The organism is Burkholderia sp. 8Y (assembly GCF_902506145.1).
In the GTDB taxonomy this organism is placed as follows: Bacteria; Pseudomonadota; Gammaproteobacteria; order Burkholderiales; family Burkholderiaceae; genus Caballeronia.
The window spans coordinates 226962-245202 of sequence record NZ_LR733520.1; the positions used below are offsets into that span (position 1 = coordinate 226962).

The 18241-nt window shown below is 65.1% G+C and carries 14 protein-coding genes; 7 read left to right on the plus strand and 7 right to left on the minus strand.

The window, feature by feature from the left end:
• The first annotated feature begins 29 nt into the window (after window positions 1–29).
• Window positions 30–584 (plus strand): cob(I)yrinic acid a,c-diamide adenosyltransferase, encoded by a 555-nt coding sequence (locus GV035_RS11720; RefSeq protein WP_159835275.1) that lies wholly within the window; start codon window positions 30–32, stop codon window positions 582–584.
• A 90-nt stretch (window positions 585–674) separates the two neighbouring features.
• Here the strand turns inward: GV035_RS11720 and aroG are convergent, their stop codons facing one another.
• The 4 genes from aroG to GV035_RS11740 all read right to left on the minus strand — a co-directional run bounded on the left by aroG (window position 675) and on the right by GV035_RS11740 (window position 8922).
• Complete coding sequence (aroG, locus tag GV035_RS11725) at window positions 675–1748, minus strand: 3-deoxy-7-phosphoheptulonate synthase AroG (RefSeq protein ID WP_159835276.1); 1074 nt, start codon at window positions 1746–1748, stop codon at window positions 675–677.
• 327 nt (window positions 1749–2075) lie between these two features.
• A complete protein-coding gene (gene tldD, locus GV035_RS11730; protein WP_159835277.1) occupies window positions 2076–3542 on the minus strand; it encodes a metalloprotease TldD in 1467 nt (488 codons plus the stop codon).
• A 167-nt stretch (window positions 3543–3709) separates the two neighbouring features.
• Window positions 3710–4543, minus strand: a complete 834-nt coding sequence (locus tag GV035_RS11735; protein ID WP_159835278.1) for a carbon-nitrogen hydrolase family protein — start codon at window positions 4541–4543, stop codon at window positions 3710–3712.
• 83 nt (window positions 4544–4626) lie between these two features.
• Window positions 4627–8922, minus strand: coding sequence for a YhdP family phospholipid transporter (locus GV035_RS11740; protein WP_159835279.1), 4296 nt, complete (start codon window positions 8920–8922; stop codon window positions 4627–4629).
• Window positions 8923–9120: 198 nt separating this feature from the next.
• Between GV035_RS11740 and glnE the strand changes: the two genes are divergently transcribed.
• From glnE to GV035_RS11755, 3 genes are all read left to right on the plus strand, one after another.
• Complete coding sequence (gene glnE / locus GV035_RS11745) at window positions 9121–11913, plus strand: bifunctional [glutamate--ammonia ligase]-adenylyl-L-tyrosine phosphorylase/[glutamate--ammonia-ligase] adenylyltransferase (RefSeq protein ID WP_159835280.1); 2793 nt, start codon at window positions 9121–9123, stop codon at window positions 11911–11913.
• 169 nt (window positions 11914–12082) lie between these two features.
• Window positions 12083–12298 (plus strand): hypothetical protein, encoded by a 216-nt coding sequence (locus GV035_RS11750; RefSeq protein WP_236572587.1) that lies wholly within the window; start codon window positions 12083–12085, stop codon window positions 12296–12298.
• Window positions 12295–12432, plus strand: coding sequence for a hypothetical protein (locus GV035_RS11755; protein WP_159835282.1), 138 nt, complete (start codon window positions 12295–12297; stop codon window positions 12430–12432). The genes GV035_RS11750 and GV035_RS11755 overlap by 4 nt, the downstream gene beginning before the upstream one ends.
• 126 nt (window positions 12433–12558) lie before the next feature.
• On the opposite strand, the gene recN is transcribed toward GV035_RS11755, so the two are convergent.
• Together recN and GV035_RS11765 are read right to left on the minus strand one after the other, a co-directional pair.
• Window positions 12559–14211: a DNA repair protein RecN gene (gene recN, locus GV035_RS11760; RefSeq protein WP_159835283.1), complete on the minus strand. Its 1653-nt coding sequence runs from the start codon at window positions 14209–14211 to the stop codon at window positions 12559–12561.
• Window positions 14212–14247: 36 nt separating this feature from the next.
• A complete protein-coding gene (locus GV035_RS11765) occupies window positions 14248–15141 on the minus strand; it encodes an NAD kinase (RefSeq protein WP_159835284.1) in 894 nt (297 codons plus the stop codon).
• A gap of 186 nt (window positions 15142–15327) precedes the next feature.
• On the opposite strand from GV035_RS11765, the gene hrcA reads away from it, so the two are divergent.
• From hrcA to GV035_RS11780, 3 genes are all read left to right on the plus strand, one after another.
• Window positions 15328–16344, plus strand: coding sequence for a heat-inducible transcriptional repressor HrcA (gene hrcA, locus GV035_RS11770; RefSeq protein WP_159835285.1), 1017 nt, complete (start codon window positions 15328–15330; stop codon window positions 16342–16344).
• Window positions 16345–16472: 128 nt separating this feature from the next.
• Complete coding sequence (gene hemH, locus GV035_RS11775) at window positions 16473–17540, plus strand: ferrochelatase (protein WP_159835286.1); 1068 nt, start codon at window positions 16473–16475, stop codon at window positions 17538–17540.
• Window positions 17541–17565: 25 nt separating this feature from the next.
• Entirely contained in the window at window positions 17566–17973 is a 408-nt protein-coding gene (locus GV035_RS11780; protein ID WP_159835287.1) for an RNA-binding S4 domain-containing protein, read from the plus strand.
• On the opposite strand, the gene GV035_RS29095 is transcribed toward GV035_RS11780, so the two are convergent.
• Entirely contained in the window at window positions 17945–18106 is a 162-nt protein-coding gene (locus tag GV035_RS29095) for a hypothetical protein (protein ID WP_175939501.1), read from the minus strand. The two genes, GV035_RS11780 and GV035_RS29095, sit on opposite strands and share 29 nt — an antisense overlap.
• Window positions 18107–18241: the final 135 nt, after the last annotated feature.

An 18241-nucleotide genomic window follows, 5' to 3' on the forward strand; every position in this document is an offset into this window, starting at 1 on the left:
CGCATTTCTCGAATGACAAAGGAGCAGTGATGGGTAATCGCCTCAGCAAGATCGCCACGCGCACAGGCGACGATGGCACCACCGGGCTCGGCGATGGCCGACGCGTCGCGAAGGACGATGCGCGCATTGCGGCAATCGGCGATGTCGATGAATTGAATTCTTCGTTGGGCGTGCTGTTGTGCGAGGCGCTGCCGCCGGATGTGCGTAATGCGCTGATGCAGATTCAAAACGATTTGTTCGATTTGGGCGGGGAATTGTCGATTCCTGGACATTCGATGATTTCTGATTCGCATCTGGCGAGACTGGATGCGTGGCTCGCGGATTACAACTCGACTTTGCCGCCGCTTAAGGAATTTATTTTGCCGAGCGGGTCGAGAGCGGCGGCTTTGGCGCATGTTTGTCGCACGGTTTGTCGAAGGGCGGAGCGGGCTATTGTTGCGTTAGGGCGTGTCGAAACCGATGCGGTTAATGAGGCGCCGAGAAGGTATGTTAATCGGTTGTCGGATTTGTTGTTTGTGCTGGCGCGGGTTTTGAATCGGGTAGATGGGGGGGAGGATATTCTCTGGAATCACGCGCGAGACTGAAACTCGCGGGCTCGAAGATGACATTGCTCTTCGTCAGAGTCGACACTCATTGCGAGGCAATGGTGTCGACGTTGCGTGGTATTGCACTAATCAGTTGCCGCCGACTCTTTTCAGCCGCCGCCGTTTCACAGCTTCCGCCAATCCTTCAAGCACCCCGACGCTTTCTTCCCACCCAATACAAGCATCGGTGATGCTTTGGCCGTAAGTCAATTCACACCCTTCCTTCAAATCCTGCCGCCCCGCGACAAGATGCGATTCCACCATCACCCCCACGATCCGTTCCTCTCCAGCCGCCAACTGCCGTCCAATATCCTCACAAACCGGAATCTGATTCTCATGCTTCTTCGAGCTATTGGCATGACTGGCATCGATCATCAACCGCGCTGCTAATCCCGCCTTGCCGATATCGCTGCAAGCGGCATCGACGGAAGCCGCATCGTAATTCGGCGCTTTACCACCGCGCAAAATAATATGGCAGTCCTCGTTTCCGGCAGTCGAAACGATCGCCGAATGCCCGCCCTTCGTCACCGAGAGAAAATGATGCGGCTGCGATGCGGCCTTGATCGCATCGACCGCAATCTTCACGTTGCCATCCGTGCCATTCTTGAAACCCACGGGACAGGAAAGCCCGGAAGCCAGTTCCCGATGCACTTGCGATTCAGTCGTGCGCGCGCCGATCGCGCCCCACGAAATCAAATCCGCGATGTACTGCGGGCTGATCATGTCGAGATACTCAGTTCCGGCGGGAAGCCCCAGCTCATTGATATGCATGAGCAGTTCCCGCGCGGCGCGCAATCCGTCGTTGATCTTGAAGCTGTTATCCATGTACGGATCGTTGATCAGCCCCTTCCAGCCCACCGTCGTGCGCGGTTTTTCGAAATACACGCGCATCACGATTTCCAGTTCGCCCGCGAAACGCTTACGCTCGCCGATCAACCGCCCCGCATATTCCATCGCCGCCTTCGGATCGTGAATGGAACACGGCCCGATGATGACGATCAGCCGGTCATCCATGCCATGCAGAATGCGATGCATCGACTGCCGCGCGTTGAAGATGAGATCGGACACCGGCTCCGTGCACGGGAATTCGCGGATCAGATGCGCGGGCGGAACGAGCTCTTTCAACTCACGGATACGAACGTCATCGGTATTGTGCGGGGGCATGGCGGTTTCTCCAGCGGCAATGTTCTAAACAAAAATGAGGGGCGAAAAAAAACCGCCAGACTCGCTGGCGGTTTTTCGGGAATTCGGTTTTGCGTATTTGCAACCTACGACTCACCCTCTCGATCCGCCAGCGGCTTGAGATGCCAAAAGAAATAAAAATAAAACTTGGCGGACATGGTGAGCAAAGGAGGCATCGCAAAAAGGTTGACCGTCTTTATAACCTCAAACAGGCGGCGCTGACAAGCGGCCGCGCGTCGAACGCGGGAAATCCGCATCGGCGGGTGCGTCAGATTCCGGACGCATCGCCGCCGATGCGGCAAAACTGCATCAGACGGTGCCGCCGACCGTCATCTTCTCGATGCGCAACGTCGGCTGACCGACGCCCACCGGCACGCTCTGGCCTTCCTTGCCGCACACGCCCACGCCGCTGTCGAGCGACATGTCATTGCCGATCATCGTCACATATTTGAGCGATTCCGGACCGCTGCCGATCAGCGTCGCGCCCTTCACCGGGTACGTGATCTTGCCGTTCTCGATCATGTAGGCTTCGGACGCCGAGAACACGAACTTGCCGTTGGTGATATCCACCTGGCCGCCGCCGAAATTCACCGCGTACAACCCGTTCTTCACCGACGCGAGAATCTCCTGCGGATCCTTGTCGCCGTTGAGCATGTACGTGTTCGTCATGCGCGGCATCGGCAGCGCGGCATACGACTCGCGCCGCGCGTTGCCCGTCACCGGCATCTTCATCAGGCGCGCGTTGAGCGAATCCTGAATGTAGCCCTTCAGAATGCCGTCCTCGATCAGCGTCGTGCACTGCGTCGGGTTGCCTTCGTCGTCGATATTGAGCGAGCCGCGGCGATTCGGCAGCGTGCCGTCATCCACGACCGTCACGCCCTTCGCCGCCACCTGCTCGCCGATGCGTCCCGCGAACGCCGACGATCCCTTGCGGTTGAAATCGCCTTCCAGCCCGTGCCCGACCGCCTCGTGCAGCAACACGCCCGGCCAGCCCGGCCCGAGCACGACGGTCATCGCGCCCGCCGGGGCAGGGCGCGCTTCGAGATTGACGAGCGCGGCATGCACGGCGTCATCGACGTATTTCGACAGAATGTCGTCCGTGAAATACGCGTAGTCGAAGCGTCCGCCGCCGCCGCCCGTGCCGATCTCGCGCCGGCCGTTCTGCTCGGCGATTACCGTCACCGACACGCGCACGAGCGGCCGCACGTCCGCCGCCAGCGCACCGTCACTGCGCGCGACGAGCACGACGTCGTATTCGCCCGCGAGCCCGGCCATCACCTGCGTGATGCGCGGATCGCGGCCGCGCGCCATCTGTTCGACGCGTTCGAGCAGCTTGACCTTCGCGTTCGCATCGAGCGAATGAAGCGGATCGGCGGGCACGTACAGGTCGCGGCCCGAGACGCCCGTAAGCGTGTTCGCCGGCTTGACCTTGTGCTTGCCGCCGCCCGCCTTGGCGATCGCGCGCGTGGCGAGCGCAGCTTGTCGGATCGACTCGGGCGAAAGATCGTCGGAATAGGCGAAGGCCGTGCGCTCGCCCGAGACGGCGCGCACGCCGACGCCCTGATCGATGCTGAAGCTGCCCGATTTGACGATGCCTTCCTCCAGACTCCACGCTTCGCTGCGCGTGGACTGGAAGTACAGGTCGGCGTAATCGACGCGATGCGTGAAAATCTCCGCGAGCGTGCGCGTGATGAGACCCTCGTCGAGGCCGTACGGCGTCAGAAGAACGTCCTTTGCCGTGACCAGGTTGCGGATGCCGGGTTCGATGATGTTCATGCGGTGCCTATTGCGTTGGTGCAGCGTGTTCGGTGAATGTCGGACAATTCTACTGTCCGCGTCGTTCAGGCCATGTGCGGGGACAATCCCGCGCGTTCAAGACGGTAGAAATGCCTAATTTCGGGATGCGGCGCGTGATAGCGGCGTCGGGGCGAGCGCGCACGGCTTTAAGCAATCACCCGATGCCGATACGCCGGCAAGCTCTGTCGCACGCTCGCGATGCGCTCGGGGTCGATCACGCCCGCGACGACGCCGGCGCCTTCCTCGCGCACGGCGACGACTTCGCCCCACGGATCGATCAGCACGCTATGTCCCCACGTGCGGCGGCCGTTCTCGTGCTTGCCGCCTTGCGCGGCGGCGAGCACGTAGCACTGGTTCTCGATCGCCCGCGCCTTTAGCAGCGTTTCCCAGTGCGCCTTGCCGGTGGTGTACGTGAACGCGGAAGGCACGACGATCAGCGCGCAGTCGCCCATCTTCCGGTACAGCTCGGGAAAGCGCAGGTCGTAGCAGACGGACAGCCCGACGCGCCCGAAAGGCGCATCGAAGGTCCGCACGTCCGCGCCGGGCACGATGCTGCGCGCTTCGTCGAACGATTCCTCGCCTTTTTCGAAGCTGAACAGATGAATCTTGTCGTAGCGCGCGACCTGCTCGCCGTTGGGACCGAAAACGAGCGACGTATTTAGCACGCGCGACGCTTCCGGCGACTTGAGCGGCAACGTCCCGCCGATGACCCACACGCCCTGTTTGCGCGCGGCATCGGCAAGGAATTGCTGGATCGGGCCGTCGCCGGGCGTCTCGCGGATTGCGAGCTTGTCCGTGTCCTTGAAACCCATGAAGCAGAAGTACTCGGGCAGCAGCACGAGTTGCGCGCCGCCTTGCGCCGCCTCGGCGATGAGCCGTCCGGCGTCGGCCAGATTGCGGTCGCGATCCGGCGTGCTCACCATTTGCAGCGCGGCGACCTGAAACGGCCGCACGGCGCTTTCGCTCGATTGTTCGGTCATGTTCGTGGCGCTGCGTTGATCGCAGGATGGGTCGCTGGTTTGTCGAAGAGAGACGTCCGCACGCTTCGACGAGCGCCCCGCTTTTATGGAGCGGTTGACGGACGCGCGACGGCAGCGGGTGATTCGATCTTACCCTGATCGCCATGCAGGCGCTGAACGACCGGCTTGCTCCACGAACCGGTGATCGAATAGTCGACCGCGAATGCTTTCTTGATGGACTGCGACAGCGCGAGGTCGGCGGCGAGCGCGCCGAGACCGAGCAGCGGGTTGATGACCGCCGCGCCGAGCGCCACCGCGCCCGCGCCGACGGTCGGAATCACCTTGACGTGAAGATCCTGCGTTTTCTTCGGCAGATTGACCGAGCCTTGCATCTGGACGCGGGCGGGGGAGGTGATCATCGTGAGATCGTCGGTTCGGCTGATGCCGTCCTCGATGCGCGCGTTGCCCGTGATCTTTTCGAAGGGCAGCCCCTTGCCGACGACATCCTCGAAATGCAGCGTCAGCAGATTCGCGAGGCTCCTCAGGCTGAAGATGCCGAGCCATTTCGCGGCGGCCGGCGCGCGCAGAATCTGCCCGTGACGCAGATCGACGGCGACCTTGCCGTCGAGCGTGTTCAAGTCCACGGCGGTCGGACCGCCGTTCCAGCCCGCGTGACCGGACACAGAGCCCGTGCCGCCGTTCACGCTATGCGGCACGCCGAAGCGGTCCAGAAACTGGCCGCCGTTGTTCACGTCGAGCTTGAAATCGACCGACGTGCGGCGCGGCGCGGCATCGCCGTCGCCCGTCTCGTCGCGGGTTTCGTCACGGGTTTTGTCGCGTTCGGCCTTGCCGCCCGGCAGCGTGCGCCAGATGGCGTTGGCGGTGAAGGTCGCGTCGGGATTCGCGAGCTGTAGCTTGTCGAGCGTCCAGATCGGCTCGTCGGCGACGACTTCGTTGTGCGCGTCCACTTCCAGCCGGCCGAGGCCGCGTCCGCGAAACACGAGTTCGTTCACGATGACGTCGATGGACGGCATGTTGCGCGGCGGCCTGCTGACGACCTTTTCGCTCGAAGCGTTGTCCGCCTTGTCGGGAATCACCACGGTGTCGAGACGCGCCTGCACCGCGCCGGGACTGCCCTTGACCGCGCCGGGCGTGAACGCGACGTTCCCCGTGATCTGATCCGATGCAATGTTCGCCAACCATTTGCGATCGTTCGCGTCCTCGTGCGCGTGGATCGCGAGGTTTTCCCAGCGCCGGTCGAGGAGTTTCAGCGTCCCGATATGCAGCGCGGCGCGGGTTGGGATGAACGGCCGGGCGCTGTCGTTCATGGGTGCCGAAGGCGGGGAATTCGTGCTGGCATCCGCGAGCACCTTGCGCCACGCATCGGCGTCGAGCCTGTTCAGCTCCACGTCGGCGGTGACGCCCTCTGCCGGCAAGTCGGCGGGTTTATTCACGGCAATCGCGCCACGCACGGCTTTCAACGTCGCGCGCATGTTCATCGGCTGGGCGGGATTTTCCGGATCGACCCTGACGTCAGCCCGGCCGATCTGCTGCAACAGGTAATGCGCCTGCAACGGGCCGAACGTGAGCCGCGCATCGTGCAGATCCGGCACGCCGCCCGGAGCGGGCGCGAAGCTGAGCGAAAACGGCATCGGCGTGCCCTTCGTCTTGCCGAACGGCGCGGGCAAGTCGATGCCGACGCTTGTCAGGTCCGCGTTCGCCTGCACGTTCGGCAGCGCGTTCTTGGCGCCGCGCACGTGCAGTTCATAGGGCGCCGCGCCGTCGATACGTGTCAGAAGCTGCCTGACCTGCGGCGTGATGCGTCCGTCGAAGCGCGCGGCGGCGTCGGTGCCGATGCGCCCGTTCACGTCGAACGCGTAGCTGCCGTCGGGCCGCACGCCGCCAGTCGCGCGCACGTCGCCGCCGAGCAGTTGCGCCGTGAGCGAGTCGAGCGTGACGGTCTTCGCCGCGAATTCCGCGCGGCCTTGCAGATGCGTGAGCGGCGGCAGATTCGCATACGCGACTTCGTTGTCGGCGAAGGTGAGCGAGCCCTTGTAGTCGGGGCGCAGCGGCGCAAGCGGCGGCGGCGGGCGATAGCGCGGAATGCCGAGCGTGAGCGCCAGCGACGCGCTGCCCTTTGCGTCGAGCTTGCGCGTCGCGTGCTTCGCCATCAGGCCGAGGGAGCTGTTATCGACGTAGTGCAGCATGTCGGCGAGCGGGCCGTGCGCCTGGCCGTCGATCCACAGCTTGGACTCGCGATTGCCCGTATCGTCGATGCGCCCGGTCACGCGCGACACCGCGACGCCTCTGTAATGCCCGCGATGAATATCGAAGCCGAGTTTGTTCTGCGCGAGCGTGAACGTGCCGTCGATGCCCTCGAACGCCGGCCAGAAGTTCGGCAAGCCGTTGACCATCTTGCGCGGCGGGAACGGCGTCGGATCGAACTCGCCGCCCGTGAACGGCGCTTCGATGCGAAACACGCCCGCATCCGGAAACTTCGCGTACGGAAAACGCGTGAGATCGCCGTGGACTTCGAGCGTGGCGTTGCGCGCGACGCCCGCCTGCAACGCGTGTCCGAGATAGACGCGCACGCGCTCGTTCAGGCTCGTCGGCAGATAGCGCACGAGGCGCGTCGCGTCCAGATGAGCGATCTTCGCCTTCAGATCGAGATTGCCGCGCCCGTGGCCCTGATTCCAGTAGGCGGCGGTGACTTCGCCTTGTGCGTCGGCATTCTTCACGCGCAGCGTATCCAGATGAATCGTGAACGCGCGGCGCAGCTCGCCCGGCGCGATGGCATCCGCCACCGTCCAGCTCGCGTGACCTTGCAGCGAATCGAACATGAGACGCGGATCGTCGAACGCGCCGGGAATCGTGACCGCCGCGTTCTTCGTATCGATGCTGATGCTGCCTTGCGCCTCGTTCGCATCGACCACGCCCCACAAGTTTTCGATGCCCGGAATGCCTGCGCGCGGATGATTGTTGACGGTGAGTCCCGGCGGCGGCTCCTGCGCCTGCACGCTGATGCCCTGCAATTCGCCCTTGAACGCGTAATGCAGCAGTTTCGCGTCGCCTTTTTCGCGCTGGCGCTTCACTTCTTCTTCGGTGCGCGGCGGCACGCGTTCGGTGTAGATCGTGAAATTGGCGATTTGTCCGCGCGGATTGAAGCGCACGAGTTCGTTGAGCACGCGCGCCGGGACCGGCAGCGCCCGCGTGAATTCGGCGAGGATGCCGAGATCGGCCTGATCGCCCGTCACGCGAAAAAGCAGGCCGACGTTGACGGACGCCGGACGGTACGTCGCGCTCAGCGTCTGCGAGGTCAGGAGGCGCGCGACCGGCGTGCCGTCATCGAGCGCGGGCTGGCCGAGTTCGGCGCGCAGGTTCGAGAGATTGAGCGTGTACGCGCCGTCTTTCTTGTCGACGCTCCACGCGAAGCGTGCCACCGGCAGATCGAGGCGCGGCTGCGTCGCGCGCACGCGCAGCGCGATGTTGCCGCCCGCGAGATCGCCGTTCGCGGTCTGCAACTGCCCGCGTGCGAAGTTGACCCATATGCGGTTCTCGACGCGGCCGTCGTAAATGGCGAACGGCATCTTCACGTAGCGGGCGAGCATCGGCAGATCGAGCGGGCCGGTCGAGACATACAGGCGGCCGGTCCAGTTCGCGGGCGCGCCCATCGCGCTGAACGGCGCGTGACGGAAGTCCGCGCGCAAGTCGAGCGGGCCGTGCAGCACGTCGCCGTCGGCGGGCGCGGCGAGCGCCAAGCGATGCCGCAGGCCGTCGTTCAGGATGGTCAGCCGCAGCCGCTTAAACGCGATCTCGGGCGCGGCGCGCTCGGCGTCGCGCCAGCGCAGCGTGCCGTCGCGCAGCAAAACGTGCTCTTGACCGAGCAGCCAGGTCGTGAACGCGTTGGAGCCTGTGCGATGCGTGGGAATCGGCACGCCCGCCACCGTGAATTCGCCTTGCGCGTTGCGCGCGAGGATCACGTCGGGGCCGTCGATGGTCAGGTCGGCGAGCTTCGGCTTCAACTGCACGAGCGAGCGCCACGCGACGCTCGCGCTCGCATGGGGCACGGCGAGCCCCGGCGAGCCATCGGCGGCGTCGATGCGAAGATTGTCGATGTCGATGGTCGGCTGCATGCCCGACCATCGCGCGGACAGCCGGCCGATGCGTAGTTGCGCATGCATGCGCGACGAGACCGCCTCTTCGATGCGCGGCCTGAACGAATCGATCTGCGGCAGCACGACATAGCGCAAGCCGAGATAGATGCACGCCACCGCGAAATACAGCACGGCGGCAAGGACGAGAATGACTTTGAGAACGCGCGACAGAACATGCTCGGCGTCGCCGCTGGGCTTGGCTTGTCCAACTTCGGTCGGGTCGACGGATCGTCTGCTGTCGGACATGCTGCGGCTGTTCGGCGATATGGTAGTTTTGCGTGTTCGACGCTGAAATGTAACACAGGGCATGGCGCGGACATCTGCGGCGTGCGCGCGCCGGACCGCCCGCAAAGGCCCGCTGCGCAAGCCTTCCGGGCGGCGCGGCCTGCGCCCGCCCGCGCACCGAAACACTCGACGCAAAGCAACCTGCGAGCCTAACCATTCATGACCGATGTGACTCTGCGCAGTTCCGGCTACTCCAACTTTGCCGCTCGCGCGTACGCGGCGCACGCCGAACTGGCGTCGAATGTCGCGCAGTGGGCGCAGTCGCCCGTCACGCGCGAGTGGATCGAGGGGCGCTTCGACGCGCACTGCGCGCGCGCTGCTTCGAGCGGCACGCTCGACGAAGCCGCGCTCAAGACGGCGCTGCGGCGCCTTCGCGTGGACGTGTTCTGCACGGTGATGGAGCGCGATCTGCGCGGCGCGGCCGATGTCGCCGAAGTCACCGGCGCAATGACCGATCTGGCCGAAGTCACCATTCAACGCGCGCTCGACGTGCTGACAGCGGACCTCGAAACGCTCTTCGGCGAGCCGCGCGGGCCGAACGGCGAGCGCCTGACGCTCGGCGTCGTCGGCATGGGAAAGCTCGGCGGGCGCGAACTGAACGCGTCGTCGGATATCGATCTGATCTTCGTCTACGAAGACGACGGCGAAACCGCCGGCGGCAAGCGCGCGCCGCTCCCCACGCAGGAATTTTTCACGCGCCTCGGACGGCGGCTGATCGGCGCGCTCGCGGAAATCACGCAGGACGGCTACGTGTTTCGCGTCGATATGCGGCTGCGTCCGAACGGCGATTCGGGGCCGCTCGTGTGCAGCCTCGGCATGCTGGAAGAGTATTTCTACGTGCAGGGCCGCGAGTGGGAACGCTATGCGTGGATCAAGGCGCGGCTCGTGTCCGAGCGCGAGAGCGACTCGGCGCAACGGCTCGCGAAGCAGCTCGACGCCATCGCGACGCCGTTCGTCTATCGACGCTATCTGGACTACGGCGTGATCGCGGCCATCCGCTCACTGCATCAGCAGATTCGGCAGGAAGCGCGTCGGCGCGCGTCCATGCGTCCCGACAAGGCCGACGATATCAAGCTCGGGCGCGGCGGCATTCGCGAGATCGAGTTCAGCGCGCAAGTATTTCAGTTGATTCGCGGCGGACAGGCAGCGGATTTTCGTATCCGGCCGACGCTTCACGTGCTCGAACGCGCGGCGGCCAACGGGCTGATCGCGCCCGCCGTGCGCGATGCGCTCACTGAGGCATATCTGTTCCTGCGCACCGTCGAACATCGTCTGCAATATCGGAACGACGCGCAGACGCACGCGATGCCCGTCGCCGACGACGAGCGCGCGCTCTTGGCCGCCTCGCTCGGCTTCGCGGATTACGCCGCGCTGATGGCGACGCTCGACGGGCATCGCGAGTTCGTCGAACAGCAGTTCGACGCGATCTTCGCGGACAAGGTGAGCGGCGAGCGCGGCTGCGGCGTGGCGGAAGATTCGGCGGCGTCGTGGATCTGGAGCAGCGCGCTCGCCGACGATTCGGCGCAGGAAGAACTCGCGGCGCGTCTCGTGGAACTCGGTTTCGCGGACCCCGCGCCAGTGCTCGCGCGGCTGACCGGCGTGTGGAACTCGTCGCGCTATGCGGGCCTGCCCGCGCAAAGCCGAGGCCGTTTCGATATCGTCGCGCAGCGCGCGCTCGAAGCCGTGCAGTCGGTCGACGCCGCGCGCCGCGTGGACACCATCGCGCGTCTTTTCGATCTGCTCGAAGCCACGGCGAAGCGCGGCGCGTATCTCGCGCTGCTGACCGAATACCCGGCGGCGCTCGATCGCGTGCTCTCGGTGCTGTCCGGGTCGCGCTGGGCAGCGGGCTATCTGATTCGCCATCCGCAACTGCTCGACGAATTGCTCGACGACGAAGCCATTTCCAGCCCGTTCGACTGGACCGAATTCCGCCGTTCGCTGAGCGCGCGACTCGCCGCTGCCGAGGACGCCGAGCATCAGATGGACTTGCTGCGCCACGCACATCAGGCCGAAGTGTTCCGCATCCTGCTGCTCGATCTGGCGGGGCGGCTCTCCGTCGAGCACGTGAGCGACCGCTTGTCCGAACTCGCGGACGCGGTGCTCGACGTGACGGTCGAAACCGTGTGGAAGCAGTTCCCAAAGCGGCATCGCCAGACGCCGCGCTTCTCCGTCATCGCGTATGGAAAGCTGGGCGGCAAGGAACTGGGCTACGCGTCGGACCTCGATCTGATCTTTCTTTACGACGACCCCGACGACGCCGCGTCGGACATCTACGCGATGTTCGCGCGCCGCCTCATCACGTGGCTCGCGGCGGCGACGGGCGCGGGCACGCTCTTCGACGTGGACTTGCGGCTGCGGCCGAACGGCGAGTCCGGCCTGCTGGTCACGAGCCTCGACTCGTTTCGCCGCTATCAACTGCGGGAAGGCGATGCCGCGAATACCGCGTGGGTCTGGGAGCATCAGGCGCTGTCGCGGGCGCGGTTCAGCGCGGGCGATGCGGACATCGGCGCGCAATTCGAGGCGATCCGCGCCGACGTGCTCGTGATGGAGCGCGATGCGGCGGCGCTCGCGCTCGAGATCGTCGCCATGCGTGAGCGCGTGGCGGCGGGGCATCCGAACCGCACGGACCTGTTCGACCTGAAGCACGATCGCGGCGGCATGGTCGATATTGAGTTCATCGTGCAGTACTGGGTGTTGCTGCATACGCGCACGCACCGCGAATTTCTGCGCAACGCGGGGAACATCACGCTGCTGAAGATCGCGGCACGAAGCGGGCTCATTTCGGAGGGCGATGCGGAGACGATCGGCGCGGCATACCGGCATTACCGGAAGCTTCAGCACACGCTGCGGCTCGACGGCATGGAGAAAGCGCGCGTCGATCCGGCTGTCGTGCGCGTGGAGCGCGAAGCGGTGACGGGGTTGTGGCGGCGGGTGTTTGGTGGTGGGGTTTGAAGCGGCGGGTGACGGGCGGCGCGGGCGGCGGCGCGTGAGCGGCCCGTGCTCGGCGTGTCCCGCAAGTTTCAGCACACGCTGCGGCTCGACGGCATGTGAAGTGCACGCGTCGATCCGGCTGTCGTGCGCGTGGAGCGGGATGCGGCGCGTGTTCGGCGGCGGCGTGTGAGTGGCGGGCGGCACACGCTGCGGCTTGACGGCATGTGAAGTGCGCGCGTCGATTCGGCTGTTGTGCGCGTGGGGCGTGAAGCGGCGCGTGTTCGGCGGCGGCGTGTGCGTGGCCGGCAGCACACGCTGCGGCTCGACGGCATGTGAAGTGCGCGCGTCGATCCGGCTGTCGTGCGCGTGGAGCGGGATGCGGCGCGTGTTCGGCGGCGAGGTGTGAGTGGCGGGCGGCACACGCTGCGGCTCGACGGCACGGCGAAAGCGCGCGTCGATCCCGCTGGCGTGCGCGTGGTACGCGAAGCGGTGTCGGCGCTGTGGCCGCGCGTGTTTCGCGACGGTGCGAGTGGCCGGTGAGCGGCGGCGCGACGTGCGCGCCGTGTAAGAGGCAGGCGAGCGGCGCATGCGCCGCGCGTGTCCGGCGACGGAGTGTGAGTGGCGGGGTGAATTGCGGCGTGCGCTAGGCGCGCCCCCCCGCCGACTTCACGCCGCCAGCATCTCCTTCGCGTGCTTGCGCGTCGTCGCGGTGATTTCGATACCGCCGAGCATCCGCGCGACTTCCTCGATGCGCCTTGCCTTGTCGAGCGGCGTCACCGTGCTGACGGTGCCGCCGGCATCGTCGGACGACTTCGCGACCTGGAAATGCTGATCGCCGCGTGCGGCCACTTGCGGCAAGTGCGTGACGCACAGCACCTGACGGTCGCGGCCGAGCTGATGCAGCAGCCGCCCGACGACTTCCGCGACGCCTCCGCCGATGCCCGTGTCCACTTCGTCAAAAATCAGCGTCGGCGTCGGGCTCGCGGTACTCGCGATCACCGCGAGCGCAAGGCTGATGCGGGCCAGCTCGCCGCCCGACGCGACTTTCGCGAGCGGCCGCAACGCGACGCCCGCGTGACCGGCGACGCGAAACTCGATCTGCTCGAGCCCGTTCGCGCCGCCTTCGGCCAGCGGCACGAGCGCGACTTCGAAGCTGCCGCCCGCCATCGACAATTCCTGCATGCCTTCGGTGACCGCCTTCGATAGCGCCTTGGCCGCCTTCGCGCGCGCCTTCGATAAGACGTTCGCCTCGGCGAGATACGCGTCTTTCGCTTTGGCGGCAACGGCGTTCAGCGCGTCGAGATCGGCGGCGGCGTCGAGTTCGGCAAGCTGACGGCGGCGCGTTTCGTGTTCTTCCGGTAACGCTTCGGGCTGAAGGCGGAACTTGCGCGCCGTCGAGTGCAGTTTTTCCATGCGCTTTTCGACTTGCGCGAGCCGGTCCGGATCGAGTTCCAGCCGCTGCGCATAATGCGACAGCGAGTACGACGCCTCCTGCATCTGGATTTCGGCGGGTTCCAGCGAGGCGAGCACGTCGTTGAGCGCCGGATCGATATCCGCCAGATCGCGCAGCTTCGAAATGATGGCGCCAAGCTGAGAGATCATGGCGTCATCGGATTCGGAGAGCGCGCCGAGCGCGTTCTGCACGCCATCGATCAAGCTCGCCGAATGCGACAGCCGATGATGCTCCGCGCTCACTTCTTCCCATTCGCCGGGCTGCGGCGCGAGCTTGTCGAATTCGCTCAGTTGCCACGCGAGACGCTCGCGCTCCAGTTGCAGTTCGCGGTCGCGGCTCTGCGCGGCATCGACGGCCTGCTGCGCCTCGCGCCACGCCCGCCACGCGCGATTCACGGCGCTCGCCCTGTCGACAAGACCAGCGTGCGTGTCGAACAGCTCGCGCTGCGCGTCCGGCCGCATCAATAACTGATGCGCGTGCTGGCCGTGAATATCGACGAGCATTTCGCCCACTTCGCGCAACTGCGTGAGCGTGGCCGGCGTGCCGTTGATGAACGCACGCGAGCGGCCGCTCGAATCGATCACGCGGCGCAGCATGACCGTGTCGCCGTCTTGCGAGAGCGCGTGCTCGTCGAGCCAGCGCACCACTTGCGCGTGGGTGCCGAACTCGGCGGTGATGTCCGCACGCGGCTCGCCGGTGCGCACGACGCTCGCATCGGCACGCGCGCCGAGCGTGAGGGCGAGGGCGTCGATCAGGATCGACTTTCCCGCGCCGGTTTCACCCGAAAAAACCGTGAAGCCCGAATCGAATTCGATGTCGAGCGCGGCGACGATAACGAAGTCTCGAATGGAGAGATGACGGAGCATGGACGCTTCGGGAAGGGTTCGGCAAAGTTGTGCGGGTCAGACCGACGAGTCCTGCGACGGATGCTCGTTCCAGTGCAGCTTCTTGCGCAGCGTGGCGTACGTGCTGTAGCCGACCGGATGCAGCACCGGCACCGTATGCCGCGAGCGCCGCACCTCGATGGCGTCGTTCAGCTCGACTGCGGTGAACGACTGCATGTCGAAGTTCACGTTCACATCGCGGCCGCCGATGATCTGAATGGTCACTTTCGAGTCGTCGGGCAGCACGATCGGACGGTTCGAAAGCGAATGCGGCGCGATCGGCACGAGCACGAAGCCCTGCAACTGAGGATGCAGAATCGGCCCGGCGGACGAAAGCGCGTACGCCGTGGAGCCGGTCGGCGTGGCGACGATCAGCCCGTCCGACCGCTGGTTGTACATGAAGTGGCCGTCCACCGAAACGCGCAACTCCGCCATGCCCGAGAAGCCGCTGCGATTCACGACCACGTCGTTGAAGGCGAGCGCATGATAAATGGGCTTGTCGTTGCGCACGATGCGCGCTTCGAGCAGGCTGCGCTCCTCGCGCTCGAATTGCCCCGCGAGCATTTGCGGCACGCGTTCGCGCATTTCCGAGAGCGGAATGTCCGTGATGAAGCCGAGCCGCCCGTGATTCACGCCGATGAGCGGCGTCCGGTACGGCGCCAGCTGACGGCCGACGCCGAGCATGGTGCCATCGCCGCCGAGAACCACGGCGACATCCGCCCGCGCGCCAATCTCGGCGATGGACAACGCGGGATATTCGCTCACGCCGACGTCCTTCGCGGTACCCGCTTCGAACACGACGTCGAAGCCCTGGTTCGCGATGTGCTCCGCGAGCGATCGCAGCGGCGCCTCGATGCCGGGCGTGTGACTTCGCCCGACCAGGGCGACGGTCTTGAATTGGCCAATTTCCATGCCGGCATTACACCATAGGTCGAAGGCGAAAAGAACCGGGGCCGCGCGGTCTCAGGCGCGTCCGGTTTGTCGCTAGAATGGAGCGGACATTGAACGATCGGCGAGTCGCCGAACGCGGCTCGGAACGGCACGAGCCAGCGGCGGCATCCGTCGCCGCCCCCTGACACGTTGCGTTAAAATTTGCCCATGCTAGACCCACGTGCACAAACCCTCCTGAAAACGTTGATCGAGCGTTACATCGCCGAAGGTCAGCCGGTCGGTTCGCGCACGTTATCACGTCACTCCGGTCTCGAACTGAGTCCCGCCACCATCCGCAACGTGATGTCGGACCTCGAGGACCTCGGTCTCGTCGCGAGTCCGCATACCTCGGCAGGCCGCATTCCGACGCCGCGCGGCTATCGCCTGTTCGTCGATACCATGCTGACCGTGGAAGCGCCGCAGGACGAGGCGATGACCACCGCCGTCAAGACGCGCCTTCAAGGCCAGGAGCCGCAGAAGATCGTCGCGGCGGCGGCGAGCGTGCTGTCGAGCCTCTCGTCTTTCGCGGGCGTGATTCTCACGCCGCGCCGCAGCCACATGTTCAAGCAGATCGAATTCATGCGGCTGTCGGACAAGCGCATTCTGCTCATCATCGTGACGCCCGAAGGCGACGTGCAAAACCGCATGATGGCCACGCAGCGCGACTACTCGCCCTCGCAACTCACCGAAGCCTCCAATTACATCAACGCGCATTTCGCGGGCCTGTCCTTCGACGAAGTGCGCCGCCGGCTGCGCGAGGAAATCGACCAGCTGCGCGGCGACATGACCACCCTGATGCAGGCAGCGGTCTTCGCGAGCACGGCGGAAACCGATCCCGGCGAGACCGTGCTTATCTCCGGCGAGCGCAACCTGCTGGAAGTGGCGGACCTTTCGTCCGACATGGCGCGGCTGCGCAAACTCTTCGACCTGTTCGACCAAAAGACGAGCCTCCTGCAATTGCTGGACGTATCGAGTCACGCGCAAGGCGTGCAGATTTTCATCGGCGGCGAATCGAATCTCGTGCCGATCGAGGAGATGAGCGTCGTGACCGCGCCGTACGAAGTGAACGGCAAGATCGTCGGCACGCTCGGCGTCATCGGCCCGACGCGCATGGCCTATAACCGCGTGATTCCCATTGTCGATATCACGGCGCGCCTGCTGTCGATGTCGCTCAGCCAGCAATAGCACGCCTTTGCGGGCATCTTGCCGCGCCACGGACGGCGCCGCCACTAGGCCGTTCGGCCAATGTGAGCCGCCGGAACGCGCCGCTATAATGGCCTTCACCTTTCGATGACTTTCGGCCGCCTTGCCCTATGCGTTTCGACCTCGAGTTGCCCTCGCAGCCCAGCGCCTCACATCGCGTCGCGGTGCTGCTGATCAATCTCGGCACGCCTGACGCGCCCACGCCGCGAGCGGTGCGTAAGTATCTCGCGCAGTTTTTGAGCGATCCGCGCGTCGTCGAAATTCCGTCGTTCATCTGGCAGATCATTCTGCGAGGCATCATCCTGCCGTTTCGCGGGCGCGCATCGGCCAAAAAATACGCGCAGGTATGGATGCCCGAAGGCTCGCCGTTGCGCGTCTACACGGAACGCCAGGTCGAGGCGTTGCGGCGGCTTTTCGCGGCGAACGAATATCACGTGATTGTCGATTACGCGATGCGCTACGGCACGCCGGGCATCGGCGCGATGCTGAATCAACTGAAGCTGGAAGGCGCCGACCGCATTCTGCTCGTGCCGATGTATCCGCAGTATTCGTCATCGACCACGGCCACCGCCTTCGACGACGCCTTCACCGCGCTCAAGCGCGTGCGCAATCAGCCGGAAATCCGCACCATTCGCCACTACGCGGATCATCCGGCGTATATCGCCGCGCTCGCCGAACAGGTCCGCGACTACTGGCGGCTGCACGGCCAGCCGGACTTCGCATCGGGCGACAAGCTCGTTCTGAGCTTTCACGGCGTGCCGAAGCGCACGATGGACCTCGGCGACCCGTATCACGATCAATGTCAGCTCACCGGCTCGCTGCTCGCGTCGGCGTTGGGGCTTACGCCCGTCGAATGCCGCGTGACGTTTCAGTCGCGCTTCGGCCGCGCGGAGTGGCTTCAGCCGTACACCGCGCCCACGCTCGCGGAACTGGGCGCGGGCGGTGTCGCGCGCGTGGACGTGTTCTGCCCGGGCTTCACGGCGGATTGCCTCGAGACCATCGAAGAGATCGGCATGGAAGTGCGGGACGAATTTCTGAAGGCGGGCGGCAAGCAGTTCCACCGCATTCCCTGCCTGAATGCGTCGCCGGCGTGGATCAAGGCCCTGGGCGAGATCGCGGCACAACATCTGCAAGGATGGCCGGTGCAGGCCGCGCAACCGGTGACGGTGGCGGCCTGAAACCGCTCATCGCTAGAGAATCACCATGAACTACAAGATTTCGACGGAACCCGGCGCGCGCCTGCGCATCGACAAATGGCTGTGGGCCGCGCGCTTCTTCAAGACGCGGTCGCTGGCGAGCGACGCGGTCGAGAAGGGCCGCGTGAAGATCGGCGGCGCAAACGTGAAGCCGTCGAAGGACGTGCGCGTGGGCGATATCGTCGAGATCGATATCGAGCGGCTCGTCTGGCAAGTGCAGGTGCTCGGCCTGTGCGACATGCGCGGGCCCGCGCCGGTCGCGCAGACGCTCTACGCCGAAACGGACGAAGGCCGTGTCAAGCGCCTTGCCGAAGCGGAACGGCGCAAGACTTTCCGCGAGCCGGCAGCCGGCATGCAGGGCAGGCCGACGAAGCGCGACCGCCGCATCATCGACAGATTTTCAGATTCGGATTGAAGAATTCTTCGACCGTCGCATGGACGCCGCCGTACTCGGTGGTACGGGCGGTCAATGCACCGGACATGCAGATGGTGGTCGTTCCCGCGACGAGTACCAGGGCGACCACCGCAATGGCAAAGGTCAGTTTCATGGTACCCCCGCGAGCGGGAACGGCGGCCGGACGACCGCACGAGGATCAGGAAAATGGCGACGCGTAAGCGGTTTGAAGCAGTCGTAGGATTAAGGGTAAACGTGCGTCCTGCGGTGCTTGATCGAAGTGTAGGTG